General features: G+C 59.8%; 21 protein-coding genes. 7 read left to right on the top strand and 14 right to left on the bottom strand.

What is annotated here, in order from left to right:
- Positions 1-18: 18 nt before the first annotated feature.
- The 5 genes from mnmE to rpmH form a co-directional block, all read right to left on the bottom strand.
- Positions 19-1,386: a tRNA uridine-5-carboxymethylaminomethyl(34) synthesis GTPase MnmE gene (gene mnmE / locus JWU58_RS00595; protein ID WP_206421323.1), complete on the bottom strand. Its 1,368-nt coding sequence runs from the start codon at positions 1,384-1,386 to the stop codon at positions 19-21.
- 81 nt (positions 1,387-1,467) lie between these two features.
- Positions 1,468-3,147: a membrane protein insertase YidC gene (gene yidC, locus JWU58_RS00590; RefSeq protein WP_071173916.1), complete on the bottom strand. Its 1,680-nt coding sequence runs from the start codon at positions 3,145-3,147 to the stop codon at positions 1,468-1,470.
- Positions 3,148-3,149: 2 nt separating this feature from the next.
- Positions 3,150-3,395, bottom strand: coding sequence for a membrane protein insertion efficiency factor YidD (gene yidD / locus JWU58_RS00585; protein WP_027901580.1), 246 nt, complete (start codon positions 3,393-3,395; stop codon positions 3,150-3,152).
- Entirely contained in the window at positions 3,388-3,789 is a 402-nt protein-coding gene (rnpA, locus tag JWU58_RS00580; protein WP_024014946.1) for a ribonuclease P protein component, read from the bottom strand. The genes yidD and rnpA overlap by 8 nt, the downstream gene beginning before the upstream one ends.
- A gap of 16 nt (positions 3,790-3,805) precedes the next feature.
- On the bottom strand, positions 3,806-3,940 hold the full coding sequence (gene rpmH, locus JWU58_RS00575; RefSeq protein WP_003213577.1) for a 50S ribosomal protein L34: 135 nt from the start codon (positions 3,938-3,940) through the stop codon (positions 3,806-3,808).
- Between the two features lie 566 nt (positions 3,941-4,506).
- Between rpmH and dnaA the strand changes: the two genes are divergently transcribed.
- Genes dnaA through gyrB form a run of 4 tightly spaced genes read left to right on the top strand, consistent with a single transcriptional unit; the run spans position 4,507 to position 10,714 of the window.
- Positions 4,507-6,030 (top strand): chromosomal replication initiator protein DnaA, encoded by a 1,524-nt coding sequence (dnaA, locus tag JWU58_RS00570; protein WP_024014947.1) that lies wholly within the window; start codon positions 4,507-4,509, stop codon positions 6,028-6,030.
- 39 nt (positions 6,031-6,069) lie between these two features.
- Positions 6,070-7,173 (top strand): DNA polymerase III subunit beta, encoded by a 1,104-nt coding sequence (gene dnaN, locus JWU58_RS00565; RefSeq protein WP_016772390.1) that lies wholly within the window; start codon positions 6,070-6,072, stop codon positions 7,171-7,173.
- Positions 7,174-7,187: 14 nt separating this feature from the next.
- Complete coding sequence (gene recF, locus JWU58_RS00560; RefSeq protein ID WP_206421322.1) at positions 7,188-8,291, top strand: DNA replication/repair protein RecF; 1,104 nt, start codon at positions 7,188-7,190, stop codon at positions 8,289-8,291.
- Between the two features lie 5 nt (positions 8,292-8,296).
- Entirely contained in the window at positions 8,297-10,714 is a 2,418-nt protein-coding gene (gene gyrB, locus JWU58_RS00555) for a DNA topoisomerase (ATP-hydrolyzing) subunit B (RefSeq protein WP_024014948.1), read from the top strand.
- Between the two features lie 56 nt (positions 10,715-10,770).
- On the opposite strand, the gene JWU58_RS00550 is transcribed toward gyrB, so the two are convergent.
- The gene (locus JWU58_RS00550) at positions 10,771-11,490 is read right to left on the bottom strand and encodes a response regulator transcription factor (RefSeq protein WP_024014949.1); all 720 of its coding nucleotides are present in this window, start codon (positions 11,488-11,490) and stop codon (positions 10,771-10,773) included.
- A 164-nt stretch (positions 11,491-11,654) separates the two neighbouring features.
- On the opposite strand from JWU58_RS00550, the gene JWU58_RS00545 reads away from it, so the two are divergent.
- A complete protein-coding gene (locus JWU58_RS00545) occupies positions 11,655-13,190 on the top strand; it encodes a sensor histidine kinase (protein ID WP_206421321.1) in 1,536 nt (511 codons plus the stop codon).
- 170 nt (positions 13,191-13,360) lie between these two features.
- Here the strand turns inward: JWU58_RS00545 and JWU58_RS00540 are convergent, their stop codons facing one another.
- The 4 genes from JWU58_RS00540 to glyQ form a co-directional block, all read right to left on the bottom strand.
- Positions 13,361-14,140 carry a lysophospholipid acyltransferase family protein gene (locus JWU58_RS00540; RefSeq protein ID WP_137214499.1) on the bottom strand — a complete coding sequence of 260 codons (780 nt, stop codon included), beginning with the start codon at positions 14,138-14,140 and terminating at the stop codon, positions 13,361-13,363.
- 84 nt (positions 14,141-14,224) lie between these two features.
- Complete coding sequence (gene gmhB, locus JWU58_RS00535) at positions 14,225-14,764, bottom strand: D-glycero-beta-D-manno-heptose 1,7-bisphosphate 7-phosphatase (protein ID WP_164488352.1); 540 nt, start codon at positions 14,762-14,764, stop codon at positions 14,225-14,227.
- 4 nt (positions 14,765-14,768) lie between these two features.
- Positions 14,769-16,823 (bottom strand): glycine--tRNA ligase subunit beta, encoded by a 2,055-nt coding sequence (glyS, locus tag JWU58_RS00530; RefSeq protein ID WP_016772385.1) that lies wholly within the window; start codon positions 16,821-16,823, stop codon positions 14,769-14,771.
- Positions 16,820-17,773, bottom strand: coding sequence for a glycine--tRNA ligase subunit alpha (gene glyQ / locus JWU58_RS00525; RefSeq protein ID WP_003187265.1), 954 nt, complete (start codon positions 17,771-17,773; stop codon positions 16,820-16,822). Before glyQ ends, glyS begins: the two co-directional genes overlap by 4 nt.
- A gap of 81 nt (positions 17,774-17,854) precedes the next feature.
- Here glyQ and JWU58_RS00520 point away from each other — a divergent pair, with 81 nt between their 5' ends.
- Together JWU58_RS00520 and JWU58_RS00515 are read left to right on the top strand one after the other, a co-directional pair.
- Positions 17,855-18,412 carry a DNA-3-methyladenine glycosylase I gene (locus JWU58_RS00520; protein WP_024014954.1) on the top strand — a complete coding sequence of 186 codons (558 nt, stop codon included), beginning with the start codon at positions 17,855-17,857 and terminating at the stop codon, positions 18,410-18,412.
- Between the two features lie 41 nt (positions 18,413-18,453).
- Positions 18,454-19,341, top strand: coding sequence for a lysophospholipid acyltransferase (locus JWU58_RS00515; protein WP_024014955.1), 888 nt, complete (start codon positions 18,454-18,456; stop codon positions 19,339-19,341).
- 57 nt (positions 19,342-19,398) lie between these two features.
- On the opposite strand, the gene JWU58_RS00510 is transcribed toward JWU58_RS00515, so the two are convergent.
- From JWU58_RS00510 to fmt, 4 genes are all read right to left on the bottom strand, one after another.
- Positions 19,399-19,713 (bottom strand): tetratricopeptide repeat protein, encoded by a 315-nt coding sequence (locus JWU58_RS00510; protein ID WP_110599673.1) that lies wholly within the window; start codon positions 19,711-19,713, stop codon positions 19,399-19,401.
- 132 nt (positions 19,714-19,845) lie between these two features.
- Positions 19,846-21,222: a Trk system potassium transporter TrkA gene (trkA, locus tag JWU58_RS00505; RefSeq protein ID WP_016772381.1), complete on the bottom strand. Its 1,377-nt coding sequence runs from the start codon at positions 21,220-21,222 to the stop codon at positions 19,846-19,848.
- 21 nt (positions 21,223-21,243) lie between these two features.
- On the bottom strand, positions 21,244-22,554 hold the full coding sequence (gene rsmB, locus JWU58_RS00500) for a 16S rRNA (cytosine(967)-C(5))-methyltransferase RsmB (RefSeq protein ID WP_206421320.1): 1,311 nt from the start codon (positions 22,552-22,554) through the stop codon (positions 21,244-21,246).
- The gene (gene fmt / locus JWU58_RS00495; protein ID WP_206421319.1) at positions 22,551-23,510 is read right to left on the bottom strand and encodes a methionyl-tRNA formyltransferase; all 960 of its coding nucleotides are present in this window, start codon (positions 23,508-23,510) and stop codon (positions 22,551-22,553) included. Before fmt ends, rsmB begins: the two co-directional genes overlap by 4 nt.
- Positions 23,511-23,515 lie beyond the last annotated feature (5 nt).

Raw genomic sequence — 23,515 nt, 5'->3', positions numbered from 1 at the left:
TATCCACAGCCCCTTCTTTTATTTGCCGATGCAGAAGCTGGAGAAAATCCTTCCGAGCAAATCATCAGAGCTAAACGCCCCGGTAATTTCACCCAGCGAATGCTGAGCCTGGCGCAGATCTTCGGCGAGCAATTCGCCTGCCCCGGCCAGGGTCAGTTGCGCGCGGCCATGTTCCAGTGCCGCGCTGGCGTGACGCAGTGCTTCCAGATGCCGGCGACGTGCGCTGAAGCTGCTTTCCGAAGTCTGCTCGTAACCCATGCACGCCTTGAGGTGGTCCCGCAGCAGGTCTAGGCCTTCGGCGGATTTGGCGCTGAGACTGATGGTCACGTGGCCGTCGTCACTGGTTTCCAGAGAAACCGCTTCACCGGTCAGATCGGCTTTGTTCCGGATCAGCGTGACTTTCGCCGGGTCCGGTCGAGACTCGAGGAATTCAGGCCACAAGGCAAAAGGATCCAGTGCCTCTGGTGCGGTCGCATCCACCACCAGTAAAACCCGATCCGCTTCACCAATGGCTTTCAAGGCCCGTTCCACACCAATCTTTTCCACATGATCGTCCGTGTCCCGCAGTCCTGCGGTATCGACAACGTGTAACGGCATGCCGTCGATGTGGATATGCTCGCGCAGGATATCCCGCGTGGTGCCGGCAATCTCGGTAACGATGGCAGCCTCGCGACCGGCCAATGCATTCAACAGGCTGGATTTGCCCGCGTTGGGACGGCCGGCAATCACCACCGTCATGCCATCACGCAATAACGCGCCCTGCCCCGCTTCGCGCATCACTGTGGATAACTCCTCGCGTACTTTGTCGAGCATGCTCAATACATGGCCGTCGGCGAGAAAGTCAATCTCCTCTTCCGGGAAGTCGATGGCGGCTTCGACGTAGATACGCAAGCCGATCAGTTGCTCGGTCAGGTTATGCACACGCTGGGAAAACGCACCCTGCAATGAACGCAGCGCATTGCGCGCAGCCTGGGCAGAACTGGCTTCGATCAAATCGGCGATTGCCTCGGCCTGGGCCAGATCGAGTTTGTCATTGAGGAAGGCGCGCTCGCTGAATTCCCCAGGACGGGCCAGACGACAACCCAGTTCCAGGCAGCGCTTGAGCAACATGTCCAGCACGATCGGGCCGCCGTGACCTTGGAGTTCCAGCACGTCTTCGCCGGTGAACGAGTTCGGCCCCGGGAAATACAAAGCCAGACCTTCATCCAGTACTTGCCGGTCGTCACTGAAAAACGGCCCGTAATGGGCGTAACGCGGTTTCAGTTCTCGGCCGCTGATGGCTTTTGCCGCCATGCTGGCCAACGGCCCGGAAATACGGACGATGCCCACACCGCCGCGCCCTTGAGCAGTGGCGACAGCAGCGATGGTTTCACGGGGTGTGCTCATAAAGCGGCATCCAGACAAAAGTGGCAGATAGCAAAACGCCCCACTAGGGGGCGTTTTGAGTGGTGTTATCCACAGTGCAAGTTACGCCTCGGCTTTTTTCGTCGCCGCTTCGATCTTACGCGTGATGTACCACTGTTGTGCAATCGACAGGCAGTTGTTCACAACCCAGTACAGCACCAGACCCGCCGGGAACCACAGGAAGAAGAAGGTGAAGATGATTGGCATCATTTTCATGACCTTCGCCTGCATCGGATCCGGAGGCGTCGGGTTCAACTGCTGCTGGATGAACATGGTTGCGCCCATGATGATCGGCAGAATGAAGAACGGATCCTTGATCGACAGGTCAGTGATCCACAGCATGAACGGCGCCTGACGCATTTCCACGCTTTCCAGCAGAACCCAGTACAGCGACAGGAAGACCGGCATCTGCACGAGGATCGGCAAGCAGCCGCCCAGTGGATTGATCTTCTCTTTCTTGTACAGCTCCATCATGGCTTGCGACATTTTCTGCCGGTCATCGCCATGTTGCTCTTTCAGCGCAGCCAGTTTCGGAGCCACGGCACGCATGCGCGCCATCGATTTGTAGCTGGCAGCCGACAGCGGGAAGAAAATCCCTTTGATCAGCATGGTCAGGAAGATGATCGACCAGCCCCAGTTACCGACAATGGCGTGAATGTGTTGCAGCAGCCAGAAGATCGGCTGGGCAATGAACCACAGAATGCCGTAGTCGACGGTCAGTTCCAGACCTGGGGACAACTCTTTCAGTACAGCCTGGCTTTTCGGACCGGCGTACAGCACAGCGCTGGTTTCAACTTTCGCACCTGGAGCAGCGGTCAGAGTAGGACCGGTGTAACCGATGATGTAGTTGCCTTTGCTGTCTTTACGGGTTTGGACGATATTGTTCTCGCCCTTGGCCGGAATCCACGCGGTCACGAAGTAGTGCTGCAGCCAGGCTACCCAACCACCGGTGACGGTTTCCTTGAGCTGCGCCTTGTCCATGTCCTTCATCGACACTTTCTTGTACGGCTCGGAACTTGTCCACAGGGCAGCGCCCAGGTAAGTCGCGGTGCCAGTAGCAGTGGTCGACGAAGGATCAGCGCTGGCATCGCGCTTCAACTGGGCAAACATTGCGCCGTTCCAGGGCTGAGCGCTCTGGTTATCCACAATGTAGGAGACAGCAACGTCGTACAGGCCACGTTTCAGGGTGAAACGCTTGATGTAGTTGACGCCGTCCTTGCTGAATTTCAGGTCAACGACGAGTTGATCCTGACCGTCAGCCAGTTGGTAAACCTTCTTCTCCGAGGAATAAACCGGACGACCGGCCGGGTTAGCATCCGGGCCGTTGGTACCGATCAGGCCGCTTTGCGCCAGATATACACGTTCGCCGCCGTTATCGAACAGCTGGAACGGAACGTCAGGACGATCCTGACGACGCGGATACAAAGGCAGAGTCAGTTGTGCAACGTCACCACCCTGTGGATCGATCGCCAGATCGAGCACATCGGTCTTGACCTGAATCAGATCCTTGCTGGCGGCGACCGGCGTTTCGGCAGGTGCGCTGGTATCGCTGGCGGCGCGCGGAATATCGTCACTGGCGGCATTTGTGCCAGTGGCGGTGTCCGGCAAACCGGATGTAGTCGTACTGGAAGCAACATTCTGAGTCGGCAGGGCAGCCTGGCCATAATCCTGGTTCCATTTAAGAACCATGACGTAGGACACGATTGCCAGGGCGACGATCAGGATCGTGCGTTTGATATCCATGATTACTCGGCCATCGAAGAAGAACGGGAGGTAGGGACAGGTGGAACCGGGTCATAACCACCGGGATTCCACGGATGACAGCGACCTAAACGACGAAAGGTCAGCCAGCCACCGCGCAGAAGGCCATGATTTTCAATGGCTTCATACGCGTAGCAGGAACAACTGGGGTAGAAGCGACAGTGGCTGGCCATTAAAGGACTAATGGCATAGCGATAAAACTGGATCGGAACGAGGGCCAGTTTACGCATCGGTACTGTCTACCCCTACAGTTTCGGTTTTGACTGCCGGAACGGGCTTGTTGCGTGCCAGACGCTTCCAGAGTTTGCCGAAATGCTGAATCAATTCGGGGTTTTCTACATCACCCAAACCTTTGCGCGCGACGATAACGATGTCCCAGCCGACCAGTGAATCCTGGTGCAGACGGAACGATTCGCGCATCAGACGTTTGAGGCGATTGCGCTCAACGGAGAGCTTTACGCTCTTTTTCCCGATAACCAGCCCGAGACGGGGGTGATCAAGATCGTTGTTGCGTGCAAGGAGCAGGAGATTTTTCCCCGGAACCTTGCCGGTAGGGGAGTCAAAGACTGCCTTGAAATGCCGGGGGGTAAGCAGACGCTTTTCCCGACTGAAGTCCTGACTCACCTCCAGTACCGGATTATCAAACTGCCAGACGCGCACGACCTTTGGCGCGACGACGCGACAGGACTGCGCGGCCGTTCTTGGTAGCCATGCGAGCACGGAAACCGTGGGTACGAGCGCGTTTGATAGTGCTTGGTTGGAAAGTACGTTTCATGTCGTGTTACCTGGTTCGTCCACAACGGGCCGGAATGGCCCCCGTTTTAAGAGACCGGGGATTCTAGAGAAAGCAAGCCTTCAGGTCAATTTCCAACCAGCGTTTCCTTATAAATAGATCCGGGCAGGTTTTTAGCTTGAACGCCTGTTAGCCAGATATAGAAATAAAGAAGGGAATTATTTAAAGCTTTTCTGTAAAGCTTGTAAAAGCTAGGCACGCCATCTTCTGTGGATAACTGCCATGAAGCCTTATTCCACGGGATGTACAGAGAATGACAACTACAGTGGAAAACCGTGTTCAGCCTGTGCTGCGCTATCGGATAAGCTGTGTGTGGAATGGCCTGTTATCCACAGGCTGGTTATCCACCGGGTTTAGCCCCCAGTTGTCCAGTGCCCTCAGAGGCATTTATCCACAGGGCTTATTCACATGCCGTTGGTCGCCTTTTAATGCGTTAACGCGTTGATAAATGATGGTGACGAACCTACCTGCATGTGGATAAGTGAATCGCTCGCCGCTACAATGGCCGCTTGTTTTTGCCTCACCGGCTTTCAACTTAGGGGATATCCGTGTCAGTGGAACTTTGGCAGCAGTGCGTGGAGCTTTTGCGCGAAGAGCTGCCTGCCCAACAATTCAACACCTGGATCCGTCCACTACAGGTCGAAGCCGAAGGCGACGAGTTGCGCGTTTACGCACCGAATCGTTTCGTGTTGGACTGGGTCAACGAAAAGTACCTGGGCCGCGTCCTTGAACTGCTGGATGAGCACGGCAATGGCTCGACGCCGGCGCTGTCCTTGTTAATAGGCAGCAAACGCAGCTCGGCACCTCGTGCCGCACCCAATGCGCCACTGGCGGCCGCGCAGGTTGCTCAGGCGCAGGCCAATAATGTGCCAGCGAGCAATCCGGCACCGACGCCAGCCCCTGCTCCGGCCAAACGTTCCACACAGAAGGCCGCTGAAGTCAGCGAAGAACCTTCCCGCGACAGCTTCGACCCGATGGCCGGCGCCGCTTCGCAGCAGGCCCCTGTTCGCGCGGAGCAGCGCACCGTGCAGGTAGAAGGTGCGCTCAAGCACACCAGTTACCTGAATCGCACGTTCACCTTCGAAAACTTCGTTGAAGGTAAATCCAACCAGCTCGCCCGTGCGGCGGCCTGGCAGGTGGCGGACAATCCCAAGCACGGTTACAACCCGCTGTTCCTCTATGGCGGCGTCGGCCTGGGTAAAACCCACTTGATGCACGCGGTGGGCAACCATCTATTGAAGAAGAATCCGAATGCCAAGGTCGTGTACCTGCATTCCGAGCGCTTTGTGGCCGACATGGTCAAGGCGTTGCAACTGAACGCCATCAACGAATTCAAGCGTTTCTACCGGTCGGTGGACGCCTTGCTGATCGACGATATTCAGTTCTTCGCTCGCAAGGAGCGTTCCCAGGAAGAGTTTTTCCACACCTTCAACGCTCTGCTTGAAGGTGGTCAGCAGGTCATTCTCACCAGTGACCGCTATCCGAAAGAAATCGAAGGCCTTGAAGAACGCCTCAAATCCCGCTTCGGTTGGGGCCTGACGGTTGCCGTCGAGCCGCCGGAATTGGAAACCCGCGTGGCGATCCTGATGAAGAAGGCCGATCAGGCCAAAGTCGAGTTGCCTCACGATGCCGCGTTCTTCATAGCCCAGCGCATCCGCTCCAACGTCCGTGAGCTGGAAGGTGCGCTGAAACGGGTTATCGCCCACTCGCACTTCATGGGCCGCGACATCACCATCGAGCTGATCCGCGAATCCCTGAAAGACTTGCTGGCGTTGCAGGACAAACTGGTCTCTGTGGATAACATTCAGCGCACCGTCGCCGAGTATTACAAGATCAAGATTTCCGACTTGCTGTCCAAGCGGCGTTCGCGCTCGGTGGCTCGTCCGCGTCAGGTCGCCATGGCATTGTCCAAGGAACTGACCAACCACAGCCTGCCGGAAATCGGCGATGTGTTTGGCGGCCGCGACCACACCACCGTGTTGCACGCCTGCCGCAAGATCAACGAACTTAAGGAATCCGACGCGGACATCCGCGAGGACTACAAGAACCTGCTGCGTACACTGACCACTTGATGAACACCAGCGCAGCTTATTAAGGCAAGGGACTAGACCATGCATTTCACCATTCAACGCGAAGCCCTGTTGAAACCCCTGCAACTGGTCGCAGGCGTCGTCGAGCGCCGACAGACCTTGCCGGTACTGTCCAACGTGCTGTTGGTCGTCGAAGGCCAGCAACTGTCGCTGACCGGTACCGACCTGGAAGTCGAGCTGGTCGGTCGTGTGCAACTCGAAGAGCCGGCCGAAACGGGCTCGATCACCGTGCCGGCGCGCAAACTGATGGACATCTGCAAGAGCCTGCCCAACGACGCGCTCATCGACATCAAGGTCGACGAGCAGAAGCTGGTGGTGAAGGCCGGCCGTAGCCGCTTCACCCTGTCGACCCTGCCGGCCAACGACTTCCCGACTGTTGAAGAAGGCCCGGGCTCGCTGACGTGCAGCCTGGAGCAGAGCAAACTGCGTCGCTTGATCGAACGCACCAGCTTCGCCATGGCCCAGCAGGACGTGCGTTACTACCTCAACGGCATGCTGCTGGAAGTTTCCGCTGGTGTGATCCGCGCCGTGGCCACCGACGGACACCGTCTGGCGATGTGCTCGATGCAGGCCGATATCGGTCAGCCGGATCGTCATCAGGTGATCGTGCCGCGCAAAGGTATCCTCGAACTGGCGCGTCTGCTCACCGAGCCGGACGGCAATGTCAGCATCGTCCTTGGTCAGCATCACATCCGCGCCACCACGGGCGAGTTCACTTTCACCTCGAAACTGGTCGACGGTAAATTCCCCGATTACGAGCGCGTCCTGCCGAAAGGTGGCGACAAACTGGTACTCGGCGATCGTCAGGCATTGCGTGAAGCCTTCAGCCGTACGGCGATTCTGTCCAACGAGAAGTACCGCGGTATCCGTCTGCAACTGGCCAGCGGTCAGTTGAAGATCCAGGCCAACAACCCGGAGCAGGAAGAAGCGGAAGAAGAAGTGGGCGTTGAGTACAACGGCGGCTCGCTGGAGATCGGTTTCAACGTCAGCTACCTGCTCGACGTGCTGGGCGTGATGACCACCGAGCAGGTTCGCCTGATCCTGTCCGACTCCAACAGCAGTGCGCTGGTGCAAGAGTCCGACAATGACGACTCGGCTTACGTTGTCATGCCGATGCGTCTGTAATCAGCTGATCCTGAATGTCGTTAAGTCGTGTTTCGGTCACCGCGGTGCGTAATCTGCACCCGGTGACCTTCTCCCCCTCCCCCCGCATCAATATTCTTTACGGCGCCAACGGCAGCGGCAAAACCAGTGTTCTGGAAGCCATTCATCTGCTGGGGCTTGCCCGTTCGTTTCGCAGCACGCGGCTGTTGCCGGTCATTCAGTACGAACAGCTCGCCTGTACTGTATTTGGTCAGGTTGAGCTGGCTGAAGGCGGACACAGTGCGCTGGGGATTTCTCGCGACCGTCAGGGCGAGTTCCAGATTCGCATCGATGGCCAGAACGCCCGTAGCGCTGCGCAGCTGGCGGAGATCCTGCCGTTGCAGTTGATCAACCCGGACAGCTTTCGTCTGCTGGAAGGCGCGCCGAAGATTCGCCGGCAGTTTCTCGACTGGGGTGTGTTCCACGTCGAGCCGCGTTTCCTGGCCACTTGGCAGCGTTTGCAGAAGGCGCTGCGCCAGAGAAACTCCTGGCTGCGGCATGGTACACTTGACGCCGTTTCGCAAGCGGTTTGGGACAGGGAACTGTGCCAGGCCAGCGCTGAAATCGATGAATACCGCCGCGCTTACATCACAGCCTTGAAACCGGTCTTCGAACAGACCTTGAGCGAACTGGTTGAGCTCGAGGGTTTGACGCTCAGCTATTACCGAGGCTGGGACAAGGACCGCGAATTGAGCGCCGTGCTTGCCGGTTCCGTGCAGCGGGACCAGCAGATGGGGCACACCCAGGCCGGACCGCAACGAGCTGATTTGCGTCTCAGATTGGGCGCACACAATGCCGCGGACATCCTGTCCCGGGGTCAGCAGAAGCTTGTGGTCTGTGCACTACGGATTGCCCAAGGGCACCTGGTCAGCCAGGCCCGCCGCGGACAGTGTATTTATCTGGTGGATGACTTGCCGTCCGAGCTGGACGAGAGCCACCGTCGCGCGCTGTGCCGCTTGCTGGAAGACTTACGCTGCCAGGTGTTCATCACCTGTGTAGATCACGAATTACTGAGGGAAGGCTGGCAGACGGAAACGCCAGTCGCTTTGTTCCACGTGGAACAGGGCCGTATCACCCAGACCCACGACCATCGGGAGTGAAGGCATTGAGCGAAGAAAATACGTACGACTCAACGAGCATTAAAGTGCTGAAAGGCCTGGATGCCGTACGCAAACGTCCCGGTATGTACATTGGTGACACCGACGATGGCAGCGGTCTGCACCACATGGTGTTCGAGGTGGTCGACAACTCGATCGACGAAGCCCTCGCCGGCCATTGCGACGACATCAGCATCATCATCCACCCGGACGAGTCCATCACCGTTAAAGACAACGGTCGTGGCATCCCGGTAGACGTGCATAAAGAGGAAGGCGTTTCTGCCGCTGAGGTCATCATGACCGTCCTTCACGCTGGCGGTAAGTTCGACGACAACTCCTACAAGGTTTCCGGCGGTCTGCACGGTGTAGGTGTTTCGGTAGTGAACGCGCTGTCCGAAGAACTGGTCCTGACTGTTCGCCGCAGTGGCAAGATCTGGGAACAGACCTACGTCCACGGTGTGCCGCAGGCACCGATGGCCATCGTTGGCGACAGCGAAACCACCGGTACCCAGATCCACTTCAAGGCTTCCAGCGAAACCTTCAAGAACATTCACTTCAGCTGGGACATCCTCGCCAAGCGCATTCGTGAACTGTCCTTCCTCAACTCCGGTGTCGGCATCGTCCTCAAGGACGAGCGCAGCGGCAAGGAAGAGCTGTTCAAGTACGAAGGCGGCCTGCGTGCGTTCGTTGAGTACTTGAACACCAACAAGACTGCGGTCAATCAGGTGTTCCACTTCAACATTCAGCGTGAAGACGGCATCGGCGTGGAAATCGCCCTGCAGTGGAACGACAGCTTCAACGAGAACCTGTTGTGCTTCACCAACAATATTCCGCAGCGCGACGGCGGCACCCACCTGGTGGGCTTCCGCTCGGCACTGACGCGTAACCTGAACAACTACATCGAGCAGGAAGGTCTGGCGAAGAAGCACAAAGTCGCCACCACCGGTGACGATGCCCGTGAAGGCCTGACCGCGATCATTTCGGTGAAGGTACCGGATCCGAAGTTCAGCTCGCAGACCAAAGACAAGCTGGTGTCTTCCGAAGTGAAGACTGCGGTCGAGCAGGAGATGGGCAAATACTTCTCCGATTTCCTTCTGGAAAATCCGAACGAAGCCAAGCTGGTGGTCGGCAAGATGATCGACGCCGCCCGTGCCCGTGAAGCCGCGCGCAAGGCCCGTGAGATGACCCGCCGCAAAGGTGCGCTGGACATCGCCGGCCTGCCAGGCAAACTCGCTGACTGCCAGGAAAAAGATCCGGCGCTGTCCGAACTGTACCTGGTGGAGGGTGACTCCGCGGGCGGTTCTGCCAAGCAGGGACGTAACCGCAAGACCCAGGCGATCCTGCCGTTGAAGGGCAAGATCCTCAACGTCGAGAAAGCCCGTTTCGACAAGATGATCTCGTCCCAGGAAGTGGGCACGCTGATTACCGCGCTGGGCTGCGGCATCGGTCGCGAAGAGTACAACATCGACAAGTTGCGCTATCACAACATCATCATCATGACCGATGCTGACGTCGACGGTTCGCACATCCGTACCCTGCTGCTGACCTTCTTCTTCCGTCAATTGCCGGAGCTGATCGAGCGCGGCTACATCTACATCGCCCAGCCACCGCTGTACAAGGTCAAGAAAGGCAAGCAAGAGCAATACATCAAAGACGACGACGCCATGGAAGAGTACATGACGCAGTCGGCCCTGGAAGATGCGAGCCTGCACCTGAACGAAGAAGCCCCGGGCATTTCCGGTGAAGCGCTGGAACGTCTGGTCAACGACTTCCGCATGGTGATGAAGACGCTCAAGCGTCTGTCGCGCCTGTACCCGCAGGAACTGACCGAGCACTTCATCTACCTGCCGGCCGTCAGCCTCGAAACCCTTGGCGACCACGCAGCGATGCAAGAGTGGCTGGCCCAGTACGAAGTCCGTCTGCGTACCAACGAGAAGTCCGGCCTGGTCTACAAGGCCAGCCTGCGCGAAGACCGTGAACGTGGCGTCTGGCTGCCAGAGGTCGAACTGATCTCCCACGGCCTGTCGAACTACGTCACCTTCAACCGCGACTTCTTCGGCAGCAACGACTACAAAACCGTGGTCACCCTGGGCGCGCAACTGAGCACCCTGCTCGACGAAGGCGCGTACATCCAGCGTGGCGAGCGCAAGAAAGCCGTTACCGAGTTCAAGGAAGCCCTCGACTGGCTGATGGCCGAAAGCACCAAGCGCCACACCATCCAGCGCTACAAAGGTCTGGGCGAAATGAACCCGGATCAGCTGTGGGAAACCACCATGGACCCAAGCGTGCGGCGCATGCTGAAGGTCACCATCGAAGACGCCATCGGCGCAGACCAGATCTTCAACACCCTGATGGGTGATGCGGTCGAACCTCGCCGGGACTTCATCGAGAGCAATGCACTGGCGGTTTCCAACCTGGATTTCTGATCCTGATTGCTACCCGCTCATGAAAAACCCCGGCCAATGCCGGGGTTTTTTTGGCCTCACTCATTCCCAGTGCCGACACTCTCCAACCGATACCCATACCCATAAATCGTCAGCAACTGCCAACCCCGATCCGCTGTCAGCCCGAGCTTGTTGCGCAATCGGTAGATATGCGTGTCGAGCGGCCGTGAGGAAGTCGTCTCTTCGTTCGGCCAGAAGCGCTCGTACAGATAATCCCGCGACAATGGTCGACCCAGGTTGCTGAACAGGCAGCGCGCCAAGCGGTATTCGCGTTCGGTCATCAGGATCGGTTTGCCTTCTCGGGTGACGGTCAGTTCGGCATCGTCGAAAGTCAGATCGTGAAACGTCTGTACTTCGCCCGCCGCGCTGCGCGGTTGACTATGCCGACGCAATACCGCAGCCACCCTCGCCTTCAACTCATTCGGGCGAAACGGCTTGCTGACATAATCGTCGGCCCCGGCATTCAAGGCTTGAACGATATCGCTCTCGCCATCGCGGCTGGTGAGCATGATTGCAGCGGGTGGCGCGTCCATGTGTTCGCGGGTCCAGCGCAGTAGTGCCAGGCCCGTGAGATCAGGAAGTTGCCAATCGAGAATCAACAGGTCGAAGGTTTCCCGGCGCAACTGGCGCAACAAGTCTTCGCCGCGCTCGAAGCTGTGCAGTGACCACGGCTGTTCGCCAGCTTCGGCCATTTGCTCCAGGGTTTGCTCGACCCGGCGCAGTTCGGCGGGTTCGTCGTCCAGAATGGCAACGCGCATCGGCGGTGTTCCTTGTCGCTGGGGCTGGGATGTCGACAATAACGACTCCCCGGCCGCGATGAAAGAAGCAGCCCGTCGGTGGTCGACGTCCGCTATGATTCTTCGGGTCTACGCCTTAGACCTGAGACCTATGAAACCATTCCCACTGCCCTGCCCTGTGCCTCATGCATAACACTCAACGCCGACGTGAAAGTCGTGAGCCGAGCCAGGTCCAGCGTCTGTTCCGCCGGCTGGTGCGCGAGTGGTTGTGGATAAGTCTAGTGCTGTTGCCGCTGACTGCCTTGTTGTCTCATCGCGCCCAGATCAATCTGCATAATCCGTCGCCAGCGCCCGGCGCGCTGTTGTCCGTGGCGATGGTCGCGGGTGTGCTGGGATTGTTGCTGTGGCGGCCGCGTTGGGCGCTGTGGGTCACCTTGATCGGCATGGCCTGTGCGCTGATTGCCAGCGCCCTCCTGGCCGAAGTCCGCTACTGGTGGTCGCCAACGCCAGCAGCGCTGGGGATGTTGTTCGGTTACCTGATCTGGAACTGGCGACGCCTGAGCGTGGTGCTGACCTATTTCGGCTGGGAGCTGGCACGTCTGGACAGCGAACCGAAAGTCTTCCCAGAACGCCGCCGGACCCGCTTCACCGGTGCCGACCGTTTGCAGGGCCAGATCATGGCGCTCGAACAAGCCATGAGCCGCACCCGCGACACCCGGCGGTTCATTGCCGATGGCCTGGAATACCTGCCGGTGGCGACGCTGATCAGTGATCCGCTGGGCAAGATTCTGCTGGGCAATCGCAAGGCGCGCGAACTGTTCGAAGATTCGCTGGTGGGCGATGACGTACTCGAGCAACTGGCGCGGCTCGGCTATCCGGAATTATCCACAGCGCCGCGACCGCCGCTGGCCACCCTGCCGCTGCTGGAATTTCGCGATCACAAAGAGCGCAGTCTGCGCCTGGAAAGAGCGGCGCTGCTGCCGGTCGACGGCGATACGCCAATCGGTTGGCTGCTCAGCCTGACGGACTTTAGTGCCGAGCGTGCGGCCGAGGAGCAGCGCGGCGTGCTGCTGCGTTTTCTTTCCCACGACCTGCGCGCCCCCCATTCGGCGATCCTCGCCCTGCTGGATGTGCATCGTCACCAGGCGGGTGCTGATGCGCCGCTGTTCGAGCAGATTGAGCGTCAGGTGCGCCGCGCGCTGGATCTGACCGATGGCTTCGTATTGTTGGCGCGGGCTGAGTCCGAGACCTACCAGTTCCGCCCGACATTGTTCGCGATGCTGGTGTTGGACGTCCTCGATCAGGCCTTGCCCATCGCCCAGCAGAAACGCATCGAGCTGCTCAACGAGGTCGATGAGCAATGCCAAGAGCGGTTGTTACTCGCCGATCAGAGTCTGCTGACGCGCGCCCTGTTTAACCTGCTGGAAAACGCGATCAAGTACAGCCCGGCAGACAGCACGGTGCAACTGACGGTCAGCTGTGATGGGCAGTGGCTGCGCTGCGAATTGTCCGATCAGGGCAAGGGCATTGCCGCCGATGAATTGCCTGACCTGTTCAGCCAATATCGGCGTTTCTCCTCCGCCCAGGGCATCGACGGCGTAGGCCTGGGTCTGTCGATGGTCAAAGCCGTGATTGATCATCATGGCGGCACAATCGAGTGTCGCAGCGTGGTCGACGCGGGAACCACATTCCGCATCGAGTTGCCGCTGATTGCTGAATGAAAAAGGGGCACAAAAAAACCGGCTATAACGACCGGTTTTTTTACATCCGAATAAAACTTATGCACGGATTTCGTTCAACTTATCGATTTAAAAATATCGATGAAAATCAATAAGTTACAAAACGACCACGGACTTTTGAAGCAAAAGCGTACACAGGTTATCCACAAAATTCAGACAGCCAGTTGATCACTCGCGGCCGGTGCCTGTGGCGCCGGTGGCAGCGAGCCCATTTCGCGCTGGGTCTTCTCGTTCCATGCCTGCACACGGTCATTCAGATCAGCGATGGCGCGCGGCCCGCTGCCTTCGGCATACATCGGTTCGCCGATGACCACAGTGATCACTCCAGACTGTTTGCCCCAGCCGATTTTTGGCCAGAATTTGCCGGCATTGTGTGCAATCGGCAGCACCGGAAGCGCCGCATTCACCGCCAATGCGCTGCCACTGCGGGAGAATTTTCCGACAGTGCCGTAGGGGACTCGTGTGCCTTCGGGGAAGATCAGCACCCAGACGTTATCCTTGAGCAGCTCGTCGCCTTTGGCCGCGACTTGTTTGAGCGCGGCCTTCGGGTTGTCGCGGTCGATGGCGATCGGGCGCAGCATGGCCATGGCCCAGCCGAAGAACGGCACGTAAAGCAATTCGCGCTTGAGCACTTGGCTCAATGGCGAGAAATAAGCGGAGAGAAAGAACGTCTCCCATGTGCTCTGGTGGTTCGATTGAATCACGCAGGGCCGGTCCGGCACGTTTTCCGCGCCTTTGATTTCGTAGCGGATGCCGAGGAAAACCTTGGTCAGCCACAGGGCGCAACGGCACCAGTACACGTTGATGAAACGATAGCGCGCCTTGAAGGACAGAAACGGCGCGATGAAAAAGCTCAGGCTGCACCACAGCAACGCTGTTGTGCCCAGCAGCAGATAAAAAACAAAGATTCTGAAGGCCCGCAGTATCGACATGGCGACGGTTACCGTTACGGGGCAATGCCCCGACTGTTCAAGCGCACTCCCGAGCAATCCCTGGCCAGGAAATTCAGAAGTACTCTAGTTGTGGATAAGTTCTGCGGCAATCGCCGCCAGATCGTCAAAAATCAGGGTGCCAACCGGCAAGGTTTTGCCCTGAGTCTTTTCGCCTTTCCCGGTCTTCACCAAAACTGGCTGTGAATCGACGGCTTTGGCGGCCTCCAGGTCACCAAGGCTGTCGCCGACGAACCAGACGTTGGTCAACGGCACCGTGTAATGCTCGGCAATGGTTTTGAGCATTCCCGGTTTCGGTTTGCGGCAATCGCAACCTTCGTCCGGGCCATGCGGGCAATACACGATCAAACCGACTTCACCGCCCTGCTCCGCGACCAGCTCGCGCAGGCGCGCGTGCATGGCCTCGAGGGTGGCGAGGTCGTAATAGCCGCGAGCAATGCCCGACTGGTTGGTGGCCACCGCCACCGTCCAGCCGGCCTTGCTCAACTGCGCAATCGCTTCGATCGAGCCGGGCAACGGAATCCACTCCTCCACCGACTTGATGTAGGCATCGGAGTCGTAATTGATCACGCCGTCACGATCGAGAATCAGCAGTTTCAACAGCAATCCCTCAACCCAGCAGCGAAATGTCGGCAACACCGAGGAACAGGCCACGCAGACGCGCCAGCAGCGCGTAACGGTTGGCCCGCACATTGGCATCGTCGGCATTGACCATCACCGCGTCGAAGAACGCATCGACCGGCTCGCGCAGTGCCGCCAGGCGTGCCAGCGATTCGTTGTACTGACGCGCCGCGGCCATTGGCTGCACGGCCTGATCCGCTTGCTGGATTGCCGAATACAGCGAGAACTCGTTGGCGTTGTCGAAATACTTGGCTTCGACCACGGTCGGTACCGAGCCTTCGACTTTGCTCAACAGGTTCGATACGCGCTTGTTCACCGCCGCCAGCGCTGCCGCTTCCGGCAGTTTGCGGAAGGCCTGCACCGCCTGCACACGCTGGTCGAAGTCCAGCGCCGAACCCGGCTTCAGTGCACGTACCGACAGGTAGGTGGCGACGTCGACGCCTTCGTCTTCATAACGCGCACGCAGACGGTCGAAGATGAATTCCAGCACGGCTTCGTTGAGACCGGCCGCCTTGACCTTGCCGCCGAACGCATTCACCGCGAAAGCCACGGCGTCGTTCAGGTCCAGATCCAGTTGTTTCTCGATCAGGATCCGCAGCACGCCCAGTGCCGCACGGCGCAGGGCATACGGGTCTTTGCTGCCGGTTGGCAGCATGCCGATACCGAAGATGCCGACCAGAGTGTCGAGCTTGTCGGCGATGGCGACGGCTGCACCGGTCAGGGTCGCCGGCAATTCGGCACCGGCACCGCGTGGCATGTACTGCTCGTTCAGTGCCAGCGCGACATCCTGTGGCTCGCCGTCATTGAGGGCGTAGTAGTAACCGGCGACACCTTGCATCTCCGGGAACTCGCCGACCATTTCGGTGGCCAGGTCGCACTTCGACAGCAGGCCCGCACGGGCAGCCCACGAGGCGTTGCCGCCGATGCGTGCGGCGATGTACGCGGCCAGTTTGGAAACGCGCTCGGCCTTGTCGTAGACGCTGCCGAGTTTTTCCTGGAACACCACATTTTGCAGGCGCAGGTTGAAGTCTTCGAGCTTCTGCTTCTTGTCCTGCTTGAAGAAGAACTCGGCGTCGGTCAGGCGTGGGCGAACCACTTTCTCGTTACCGGCGATGATCTGCTGCGGGTCTTTGCTTTCGATGTTGGCCACGGTAATGAAACGTGGCAGCAACTTGCCGTCGGCATCCAGCAGGCAGAAGTACTTCTGGTTGTCCTGCATGGTGGTGATCAGCGCTTCCTGCGGCACGTCGAGGAAGCGTTCCTCGAACGAGCACACCAGCGGCACCGGCCATTCGACCAGCGCGGTCACTTCGTCAAGCAATGCCGGCGGAACGATCGCCGTGCCTTCCTGACGGGTGGCCAGCTCTTCGGTGCGCTTGCTGATGATCTCGCGACGCTCGTTGGCATCGGCCAATACATACGCGGCACGCAGGTCGGCGAGGTAGCTCGACGGCGAACCGATGCGTACGGCTTGGGGATGGTGGAAACGGTGACCACGAGATTCACAGCCAGCCTTCTGCGCGAGGATCGTGCAGTCGATGACCTGGTCACCGAGCAGCATCACCAGCCACTGGGTCGGACGCACGAATTCTTCCTTGCGCGCACCCCAACGCATGCGTTTCGGGATCGGCAGGTCGTTCAGCGAATCTTCGACGATGGTCGGCAGCAGGCTCGCAGTCGGCTTGCCGGCGATGTTCTGGCTGTAGCGCAGTTTCGGACCGCTCTGGTCGATTTCGCTCAGCTCGACGCCGCACTTCTTGGCGAAGCCCAGGGCGGCCTGAGTCGGATTGCCATCAGCGTCGAACGCGGCCTGACGTGGCGGGCCATCGAGGTTGATGCTGCGATCCGGCTGCTGAGTGGCCAGCGCAGTGATCAGCACGGCCAGACGACGTGGCGCGGCATACACGGTTTTGCTTTCGTAGCTCAGGCCGGCGGCTTGCAGGCCCTTGTCGATACCGGCGAGGAACGCATCAGCCAAAGTGTTCAGGGCTTTGGGTGGCAGTTCTTCGGTGCCCAGTTCAACCAGAAAATCTTGCGCACTCATTGTGCAGCCTCCAGCTTGGCCAGTACTTCGTCACGCAGGTCCGGGGTCGCCATCGGGAAGCCCAGCTTGGCGCGTGCCAGCAGGTAGGCTTGCGCAACGGAACGCGCCAGGGTGCGCACGCGCAGAATGTATTGCTGACGCGCAGTCACCGAGATCGCCCGGCGCGCATCCAGCAGGTTGAAGGTGTGCGACGCCTTCAGCACCATTTCGTAGCTCGGCAACGGCAGCGGCTGGTCGAGTTCGATCAGGCGCTTGGCCTCGCTTTCATAGAAGTCGAACAACTCGAACAGTTTGTCGACGTTGGCGTGTTCGAAGTTGTAGGTGGACTGCTCCACTTCGTTCTGGTGGAACACATCGCCATAGGTGACTTTGCCGAACGGGCCGTCAGCCCAGACCAGGTCGTAGACCGAATCGACGCCTTGCAGGTACATCGCCAGACGCTCGAGACCGTAGGTGATCTCGCCGGTCACCGGGTAGCACTCGATGCCGCCCGCTTGCTGGAAGTAGGTGAACTGGGTGACTTCCATGCCATTGAGCCAGACTTCCCAGCCCAGACCCCAGGCGCCGAGGGTCGGCGATTCCCAGTTGTCTTCGACGAAGCGGATGTCGTGCACCAGCGGGTCGAGGCCGACATGCTTGAGCGAGCCCAGGTACAGTTCCTGGAAATTGTCCGGGTTCGGCTTGAGCACGACCTGGAACTGGTAGTAGTGCTGCAGACGGTTCGGGTTTTCGCCGTAACGGCCGTCAGTCGGACGGCGGCTTGGCTGCACGTACGCGGCGTTCCAGGTTTCCGGGCCGATGGCGCGCAGGAAGGTCGCGGTGTGGAAAGTGCCGGCGCCTACTTCCATATCGTAGGGCTGAAGTACCACACAACCTTGCTCGGCCCAGTATTGCTGGAGCGCGAGGATCAAGTCTTGGAAGGTACGCACGGCTGGCGTAGGCTGGCTCACGAAATTCACCTGTTTCTTGGGCTGCGATTTAAAGAGCGGGAGTATACCCGATTCGTTGCTGCGCACGCCCCCTGGAGCCTTATGCCACGCTGCTTTTGGTGTACCGAAGATCCGCTGTACATGGCTTATCACGACCAGGAGTGGGGCACGCCGCTACGCGATGCGCAGGGTTTGTTCGAGTTGCTTTTGCTCGAAGGGTTCCAGGCCGGGCTGTCGTGGATCACTGTGTTGCGCAAACGTGAGCGCTATCGCGAGGTGCTGTTCGGCTTTGACGTGCAGCGCGTGGCGCAGATGAGTGACGCCGAAATCGACGAGCTCATGCTCGACCCGGGCATCATCCGCAATCGCCTGAAACTCAACGCCGCCCGACGCAACGCCCAGGCGTGGCTGGCGCTGGAGGATCCGGTGGCATTGCTCTGGTCGTTCGTGGGCGACCAACCGATCATCAATCATTTCAAGGATCGCAGCGAAGTCCCGGCGATCACCCCGGAAGCGCTGGCAATGAGCAAGGCGCTGAAAAAAGCCGGGTTCACCTTCGTCGGTCCGACCATTTGCTACGCGCTGATGCAGGCGTCGGGCATGGTCATGGACCACACCCAGGATTGCGACCGCTACGCGCAGCTCGCCAACGCCGGTTAGAATGCCCGCCTCGCGCACAGCACAAAGATCAGGAGTGACCTGTGGAAAAGTTTAAAGGCGCCTTGCTGGTAGGCGCTCTGCGGCTGTTTGCCCTGCTGCCATGGCGAGCCGTGCAGGCCGTGGGGTCGGCGATCGGCTGGATCATGTGGAAAACCCCCAACCGTTCCCGCGACGTGGTGCGGATCAACCTCGCCAAGTGTTTTCCCCAGATGGATGCGGCCGAACGTGAGCGTCTGGTCGGGCAGAGTCTGAAGGACATCGGCAAGTCGCTGACCGAAAGCGCCTGCGCGTGGATCTGGCCGGCGCAGCGCTCGATCGATCTGGTCCGTGAAGTCGAAGGCCTTGATGTGTTGAAAGACGCGCTGGCCTCGGGCAAAGGCGTGGTCGGCATCACCAGCCACCTCGGCAACTGGGAAGTGCTCAACCACTTCTATTGCAGCCAGTGCAAACCGATCATTTTCTACCGTCCGCCGAAGCTCAAGGCAGTGGATGAATTGCTGCGCAAACAGCGCGTGCAGCTGGGCAACAAGGTCGCAGCGTCGACAAAGGAAGGCATTCTCAGCGTCATCAAGGAAGTGCGCAAGGGCGGTGCCGTGGGCATTCCCGCCGACCCGGAACCGGCCGAATCCGCCGGGATTTTCGTGCCGTTCTTCGCCACACAGGCGCTGACCAGCAAATTTGTGCCGAACATGTTGGCCGGCGGCAAAGCGGTCGGTGTGTTCCTGCATGCGCTGCGCCTGCCTGACGGCTCGGGCTACAAAGTCATTCTCGAAGCCGCGCCCGAAGCGATGTACAGCACCGATACCGCAGAGTCCTGCGCGGCGATGAGCAAGGTAGTGGAACGTTATGTTGCGGCGTATCCGAGCCAGTACATGTGGAGCATGAAACGCTTCAAGAAGCGTCCGCCGGGCGAGGCGCGCTGGTACTGAGCAACTTCGATGGGGTGACGGTTGATGCAGACGGGCTCGCCTTGCTCATTCGGTAGCTCAAGGCGCCTGCCGCTCGAGCTTTTTCAGGAATACCGTCATCTCCTTCTCGGCCTGTTTGTCACCATGGGCGCGGGCCGCTTCCAGGCCCTGTTCCCAGGCCTGGCGCGCAGCGGCGTGATCGCCCAGCGCCAGCTGCGCCTTGCCCAGCAACTTCCACGCCGCTGAGTATTTCGGATCGAAAGCGACACAACGCTGAAAATGCTCGGCAGCCTTGGAGTTTTCACCCAAATCCAGATAACCCTTGCCCAGACCGAAGCGCAGCAGAGCGTTATCCACACCCTTGGCGAGCATTTTTTCCAGGGATTCGAGCATTTTTTGCAACCTCGTTTGAGTGATCGTTCCCACGCTCCGCGTGGGAATGCCTCAATGGACGCTCTGCGTCCGCTTATGGGGCGCAGAGCGTCCCGGGCTGCATTCCCACGCTGAGCGTGGGAACGATCAACCTCAGAAAAAGCTCAACCCCACATGAAACAGCTTCTCCACATCGCGAATATGCTTTTTATCCACAAGGAACAGAATCACGTGGTCGCCCGCTTCGATCACCGTGTCGTCGTGGGCGATGATCACTTTCTCGTTGCGGATCACCGCGCCGATGGTGGTGCCGGGCGGCAGGCCGATCTTCTCGATCGGCTTGCCGATGACCTTGCTCGATTTCGCATCACCGTGGGCAATCGCCTCGATCGCTTCCGCCGCGCCGCGTCGCAGTGAGTGCACGCTGACGATATCGCCTCGACGCACATGGGCAAGCAAAGTGCCGATGGTCGCCAGTTGCGGGCTGATGGCGATATCGATGTCGCCGCCCTGGATCAGATCGACGTAGGCCGGGTTGTTGATGATCGTCATGACCTTCTTCGCCCCCAACCGTTTGGCCAGCAGCGACGACATGATGTTGGCTTCGTCATCATTGGTCAGGGCGAGGAAGATATCGGCGTCGGCGATGTTCTCTTCCAGCAGCAGATCGCGGTCCGAGGCACTGCCCTGCAAGACCACGGTGCTGTCGAGGGTGTCGGAGAGGTAGCGGCAGCGCGCCGGGCTCATCTCGATGATCTTCACCTGATAACGGCTTTCGATGGCCTCGGCCAGGCGCTCGCCGATCTGTCCGCCACCGGCGATGACGATGCGTTTGTAGGTTTCGTCGAGGCGGCGCATTTCGCTCATCACCGCGCGAATGTCTTCGCGGGCGGCGATGAAGAACACTTCGTCATCGGCTTCGATCACCGTGTCGCCCTGAGGCAGGATCGGCCGGTCACGGCGGAAGATCGCCGCCACGCGGGTTTCGACGTTCGGCATGTGCTCGCGCAACTGGCGCAGTTGCTGACCGACCAGCGGCCCGCCGTAATAAGCGCGCACCGCCACCAGTTGCGCCGCGCCTTCGGCGAAGTCGATCACCTGCAAGGCGCCGGGATGCTGGATCAGGCGTTTGATGTAATTGGTCACGACCTGCTCGGGACTGATCAGCACGTCGACCGGAATCGCTTCGTTCTGGAACAGCTGTTCCTCGCGATTGAGATACGACGCTTCGCGCACCCGGGCGATTTTGGTCGGCGTGTGGAACAGCGTGTGCGCGACTTGGCAGGCGACCATGTTGGTCTCGTCGCTGTTGGTCACCGCGACCAGCATGTCGGCGTCGTCGGCACCGGCCTGGCGCAGCACCGACGGCAGTGAGCCCCGGCCCTGCACGGTGCGGATGTCGAGGCGGTCGCCGAGGTCGCGTAGCCGCTCGCCATCGGTGTCGACCACAGTGATGTCGTTGGCCTCGCTGGCCAGATGTTCGGCCAGCGAACCGCCGACCTGTCCCGCACCGAGGATGATGATTTTCATCCAGTCACTCCATGAATCCGTTTAGCCGCGCGCGGCGGCGATCTTGATCAGCTTGGCGTAGTAGAAGCCGTCATGCCCGCCCTGCTGGGCCAGCAACTGGCGACCATGGGGCTGCTTGATGCCGGCCGCGGTGGCCAGATCCAGTTCCCGCGCGCCGGGGGTGCGCTCGAGGAACGCGGCGATGACTTCGGTGTTCTCGGTCGGCAGCGTCGAGCACGTGGCGTAGAGCAGGATGCCGCCGACTTCGAGGGTTTTCCACATGGCGTCGAGCAGTTCGCCTTGAAGTTGCGCGAGCGTGACGATGTCGTCGGGCTGGCGGGTCAGTTTGATGTCCGGATGGCGGCGGATCACCCCGGTGGCCGAGCATGGCGCGTCGAGGAGGATGCGCTGGAACGGTTTGCCGTCCCACCATTTGTCGATATCGCGACCGTCGGCGGCGATCAGTTCAGCGTCGAGGCCGAGGCGCTCGAGGTTTTCCTTTACGCGCACCAGACGCTTGGCCTCCAGATCCACCGCCACCACCCCGGCCAACGCCGGTTCGGCTTCGAGGATGTGGCAGGTCTTGCCGCCAGGGGCGCAGCAGGCGTCGAGCACCCGCTGGCCCGGCGCCAGATCGAGCAAGTCGGCGGCCAGTTGCGCGGCTTCGTCCTGCACGCTGATCCAGCCTTCGGCGAAACCCGGCAGGCTGCGCACATCGGCGGCGGTTTCAAGGACGATGCCGTCGCGGCTGTAAACGCACGGCGTCGCGGCGATCCCGGCTTCGCCCAGCAACGCAAGATAAGCATCGCGGCCGTGATGACGGCGGTTGACCCGCAGGATCATTGGCGGATGCGCGTTGTTCGCTGCGCAGATGGCTTCCCACTGTTGCGGCCAGAAAGCCTTCAGGGATTTTTGCAGCCAGCGCGGGTGGGCCGTGCGCACCACCGGGTCGCGTTCCAGTTCGGCGAAGATCGTCTCGCTTTCGCGCTGGGCATTTCGCAGCACGGCGTTGAGCAGACCTTTGGCCCAGGGCTTTTTCAGCTTGTCGGCACAACCGACGGTTTCGCCGATGGCGGCGTGGGCCGGCACGCGGGTGTAGAGCAATTGGTACAGACCAACCAGCAGCAACGCCTCGACATCAGCGTCGGCGGCCTTGAACGGTTTCTGCAGGAGTTTTTCCGCCAGTGCCGACAGGCGTGGCTGCCAGCGCGCGGTGCCGAAGGCCAGATCCTGAGTGAAACCGCGATCGCGATCCTCGACCTTGTCCAGTTGCGTCGGCAGGGAGCTGTTCAGCGAGGCTTTGCCGCTGAGTACGGCAGCGAGAGCCTTGGCGGCGGCCAGACGCGGATTCATTGTGAGTCCACCGCTGCGCCGAGCACGCTGCCGACGGCGAACTTCTCGCGGCGGCTGTTGAACAGGTCGCTGAAGTTCAGCGCCTTGCCGCCGGGCAATTGCAGGCGGGTCAGGCACAGCGCTTGTGCACCGCAGGCGACGATCAGGCCGTCCTTGCTGGCGCTGAGGATTTCACCCGGAGCGCCAGTGCCTTCGGCCACGGTGGCGGCCAGCACTTTCAACGCTTCGCCATTGAGTGTGCTGTGGGTGATCGGCCATGGATTGAAGGCGCGGACCAGACGTTCCAGCTCCACCGCCGGACGGCTCCAGTCGATGCGTGCTTCGTCTTTGTTGAGTTTGTGTGCGTAGGTGGCGAGTTCGTCATTCTGCACCTCACCTTGCAGGGTGCCGGCAGCCAGACCGGCAATCGCCTGCACCACTGCGGGCGGCCCCATCTCGGCGAGGCGATCATGCAGGGTGCCGCCGGTATCTTCAGCGCTGATCGCAGTGACAACCTTGAGCAACATCGGTCCGGTGTCGAGACCGGCTTCCATGCGCATCACGGTCACACCGCTTTCGGCATCGCCGTGTTCGACCGCGCGCTGAATCGGCGCCGCACCGCGCCAGCGCGGGAGCAACGACGCATGGCTGTTGATGCAACCCAGACGCGGAATATCCAGCACCGCTTGCGGCAGGATCAAACCGTAAGCGACCACCACCATCAGATCCGGCTTCAGCGCGGCCAGCTCTGCCTGGGCGTCGGCATTGCGCAAGGTCGGCGGCTGCAACACCTGGATATTATTTTCCAGGGCGAGTTGTTTGACCGGGCTCGGCATCAGTTTTTGCCCACGGCCGGCCGGCCGATCCGGCTGGGTGTAGACCGCGACGATCTCGTATGGGCTGCTCAGCAGGGCCTTGAGGTGTTCGGCGGCGAATTCCGGGGTACCGGCAAAAACAATGCGCAGTGGCTCAGTCATGAAAG

The sequence above is a fragment of the Pseudomonas atacamensis genome, from assembly GCF_017167965.1.
GTDB lineage: Bacteria > Pseudomonadota > Gammaproteobacteria > Pseudomonadales > Pseudomonadaceae > Aquipseudomonas > Aquipseudomonas atacamensis.
The sequence above is the reverse complement of the archived record's forward strand: the minus strand, read 5'-3'. Positions and strand labels throughout refer to the sequence as shown.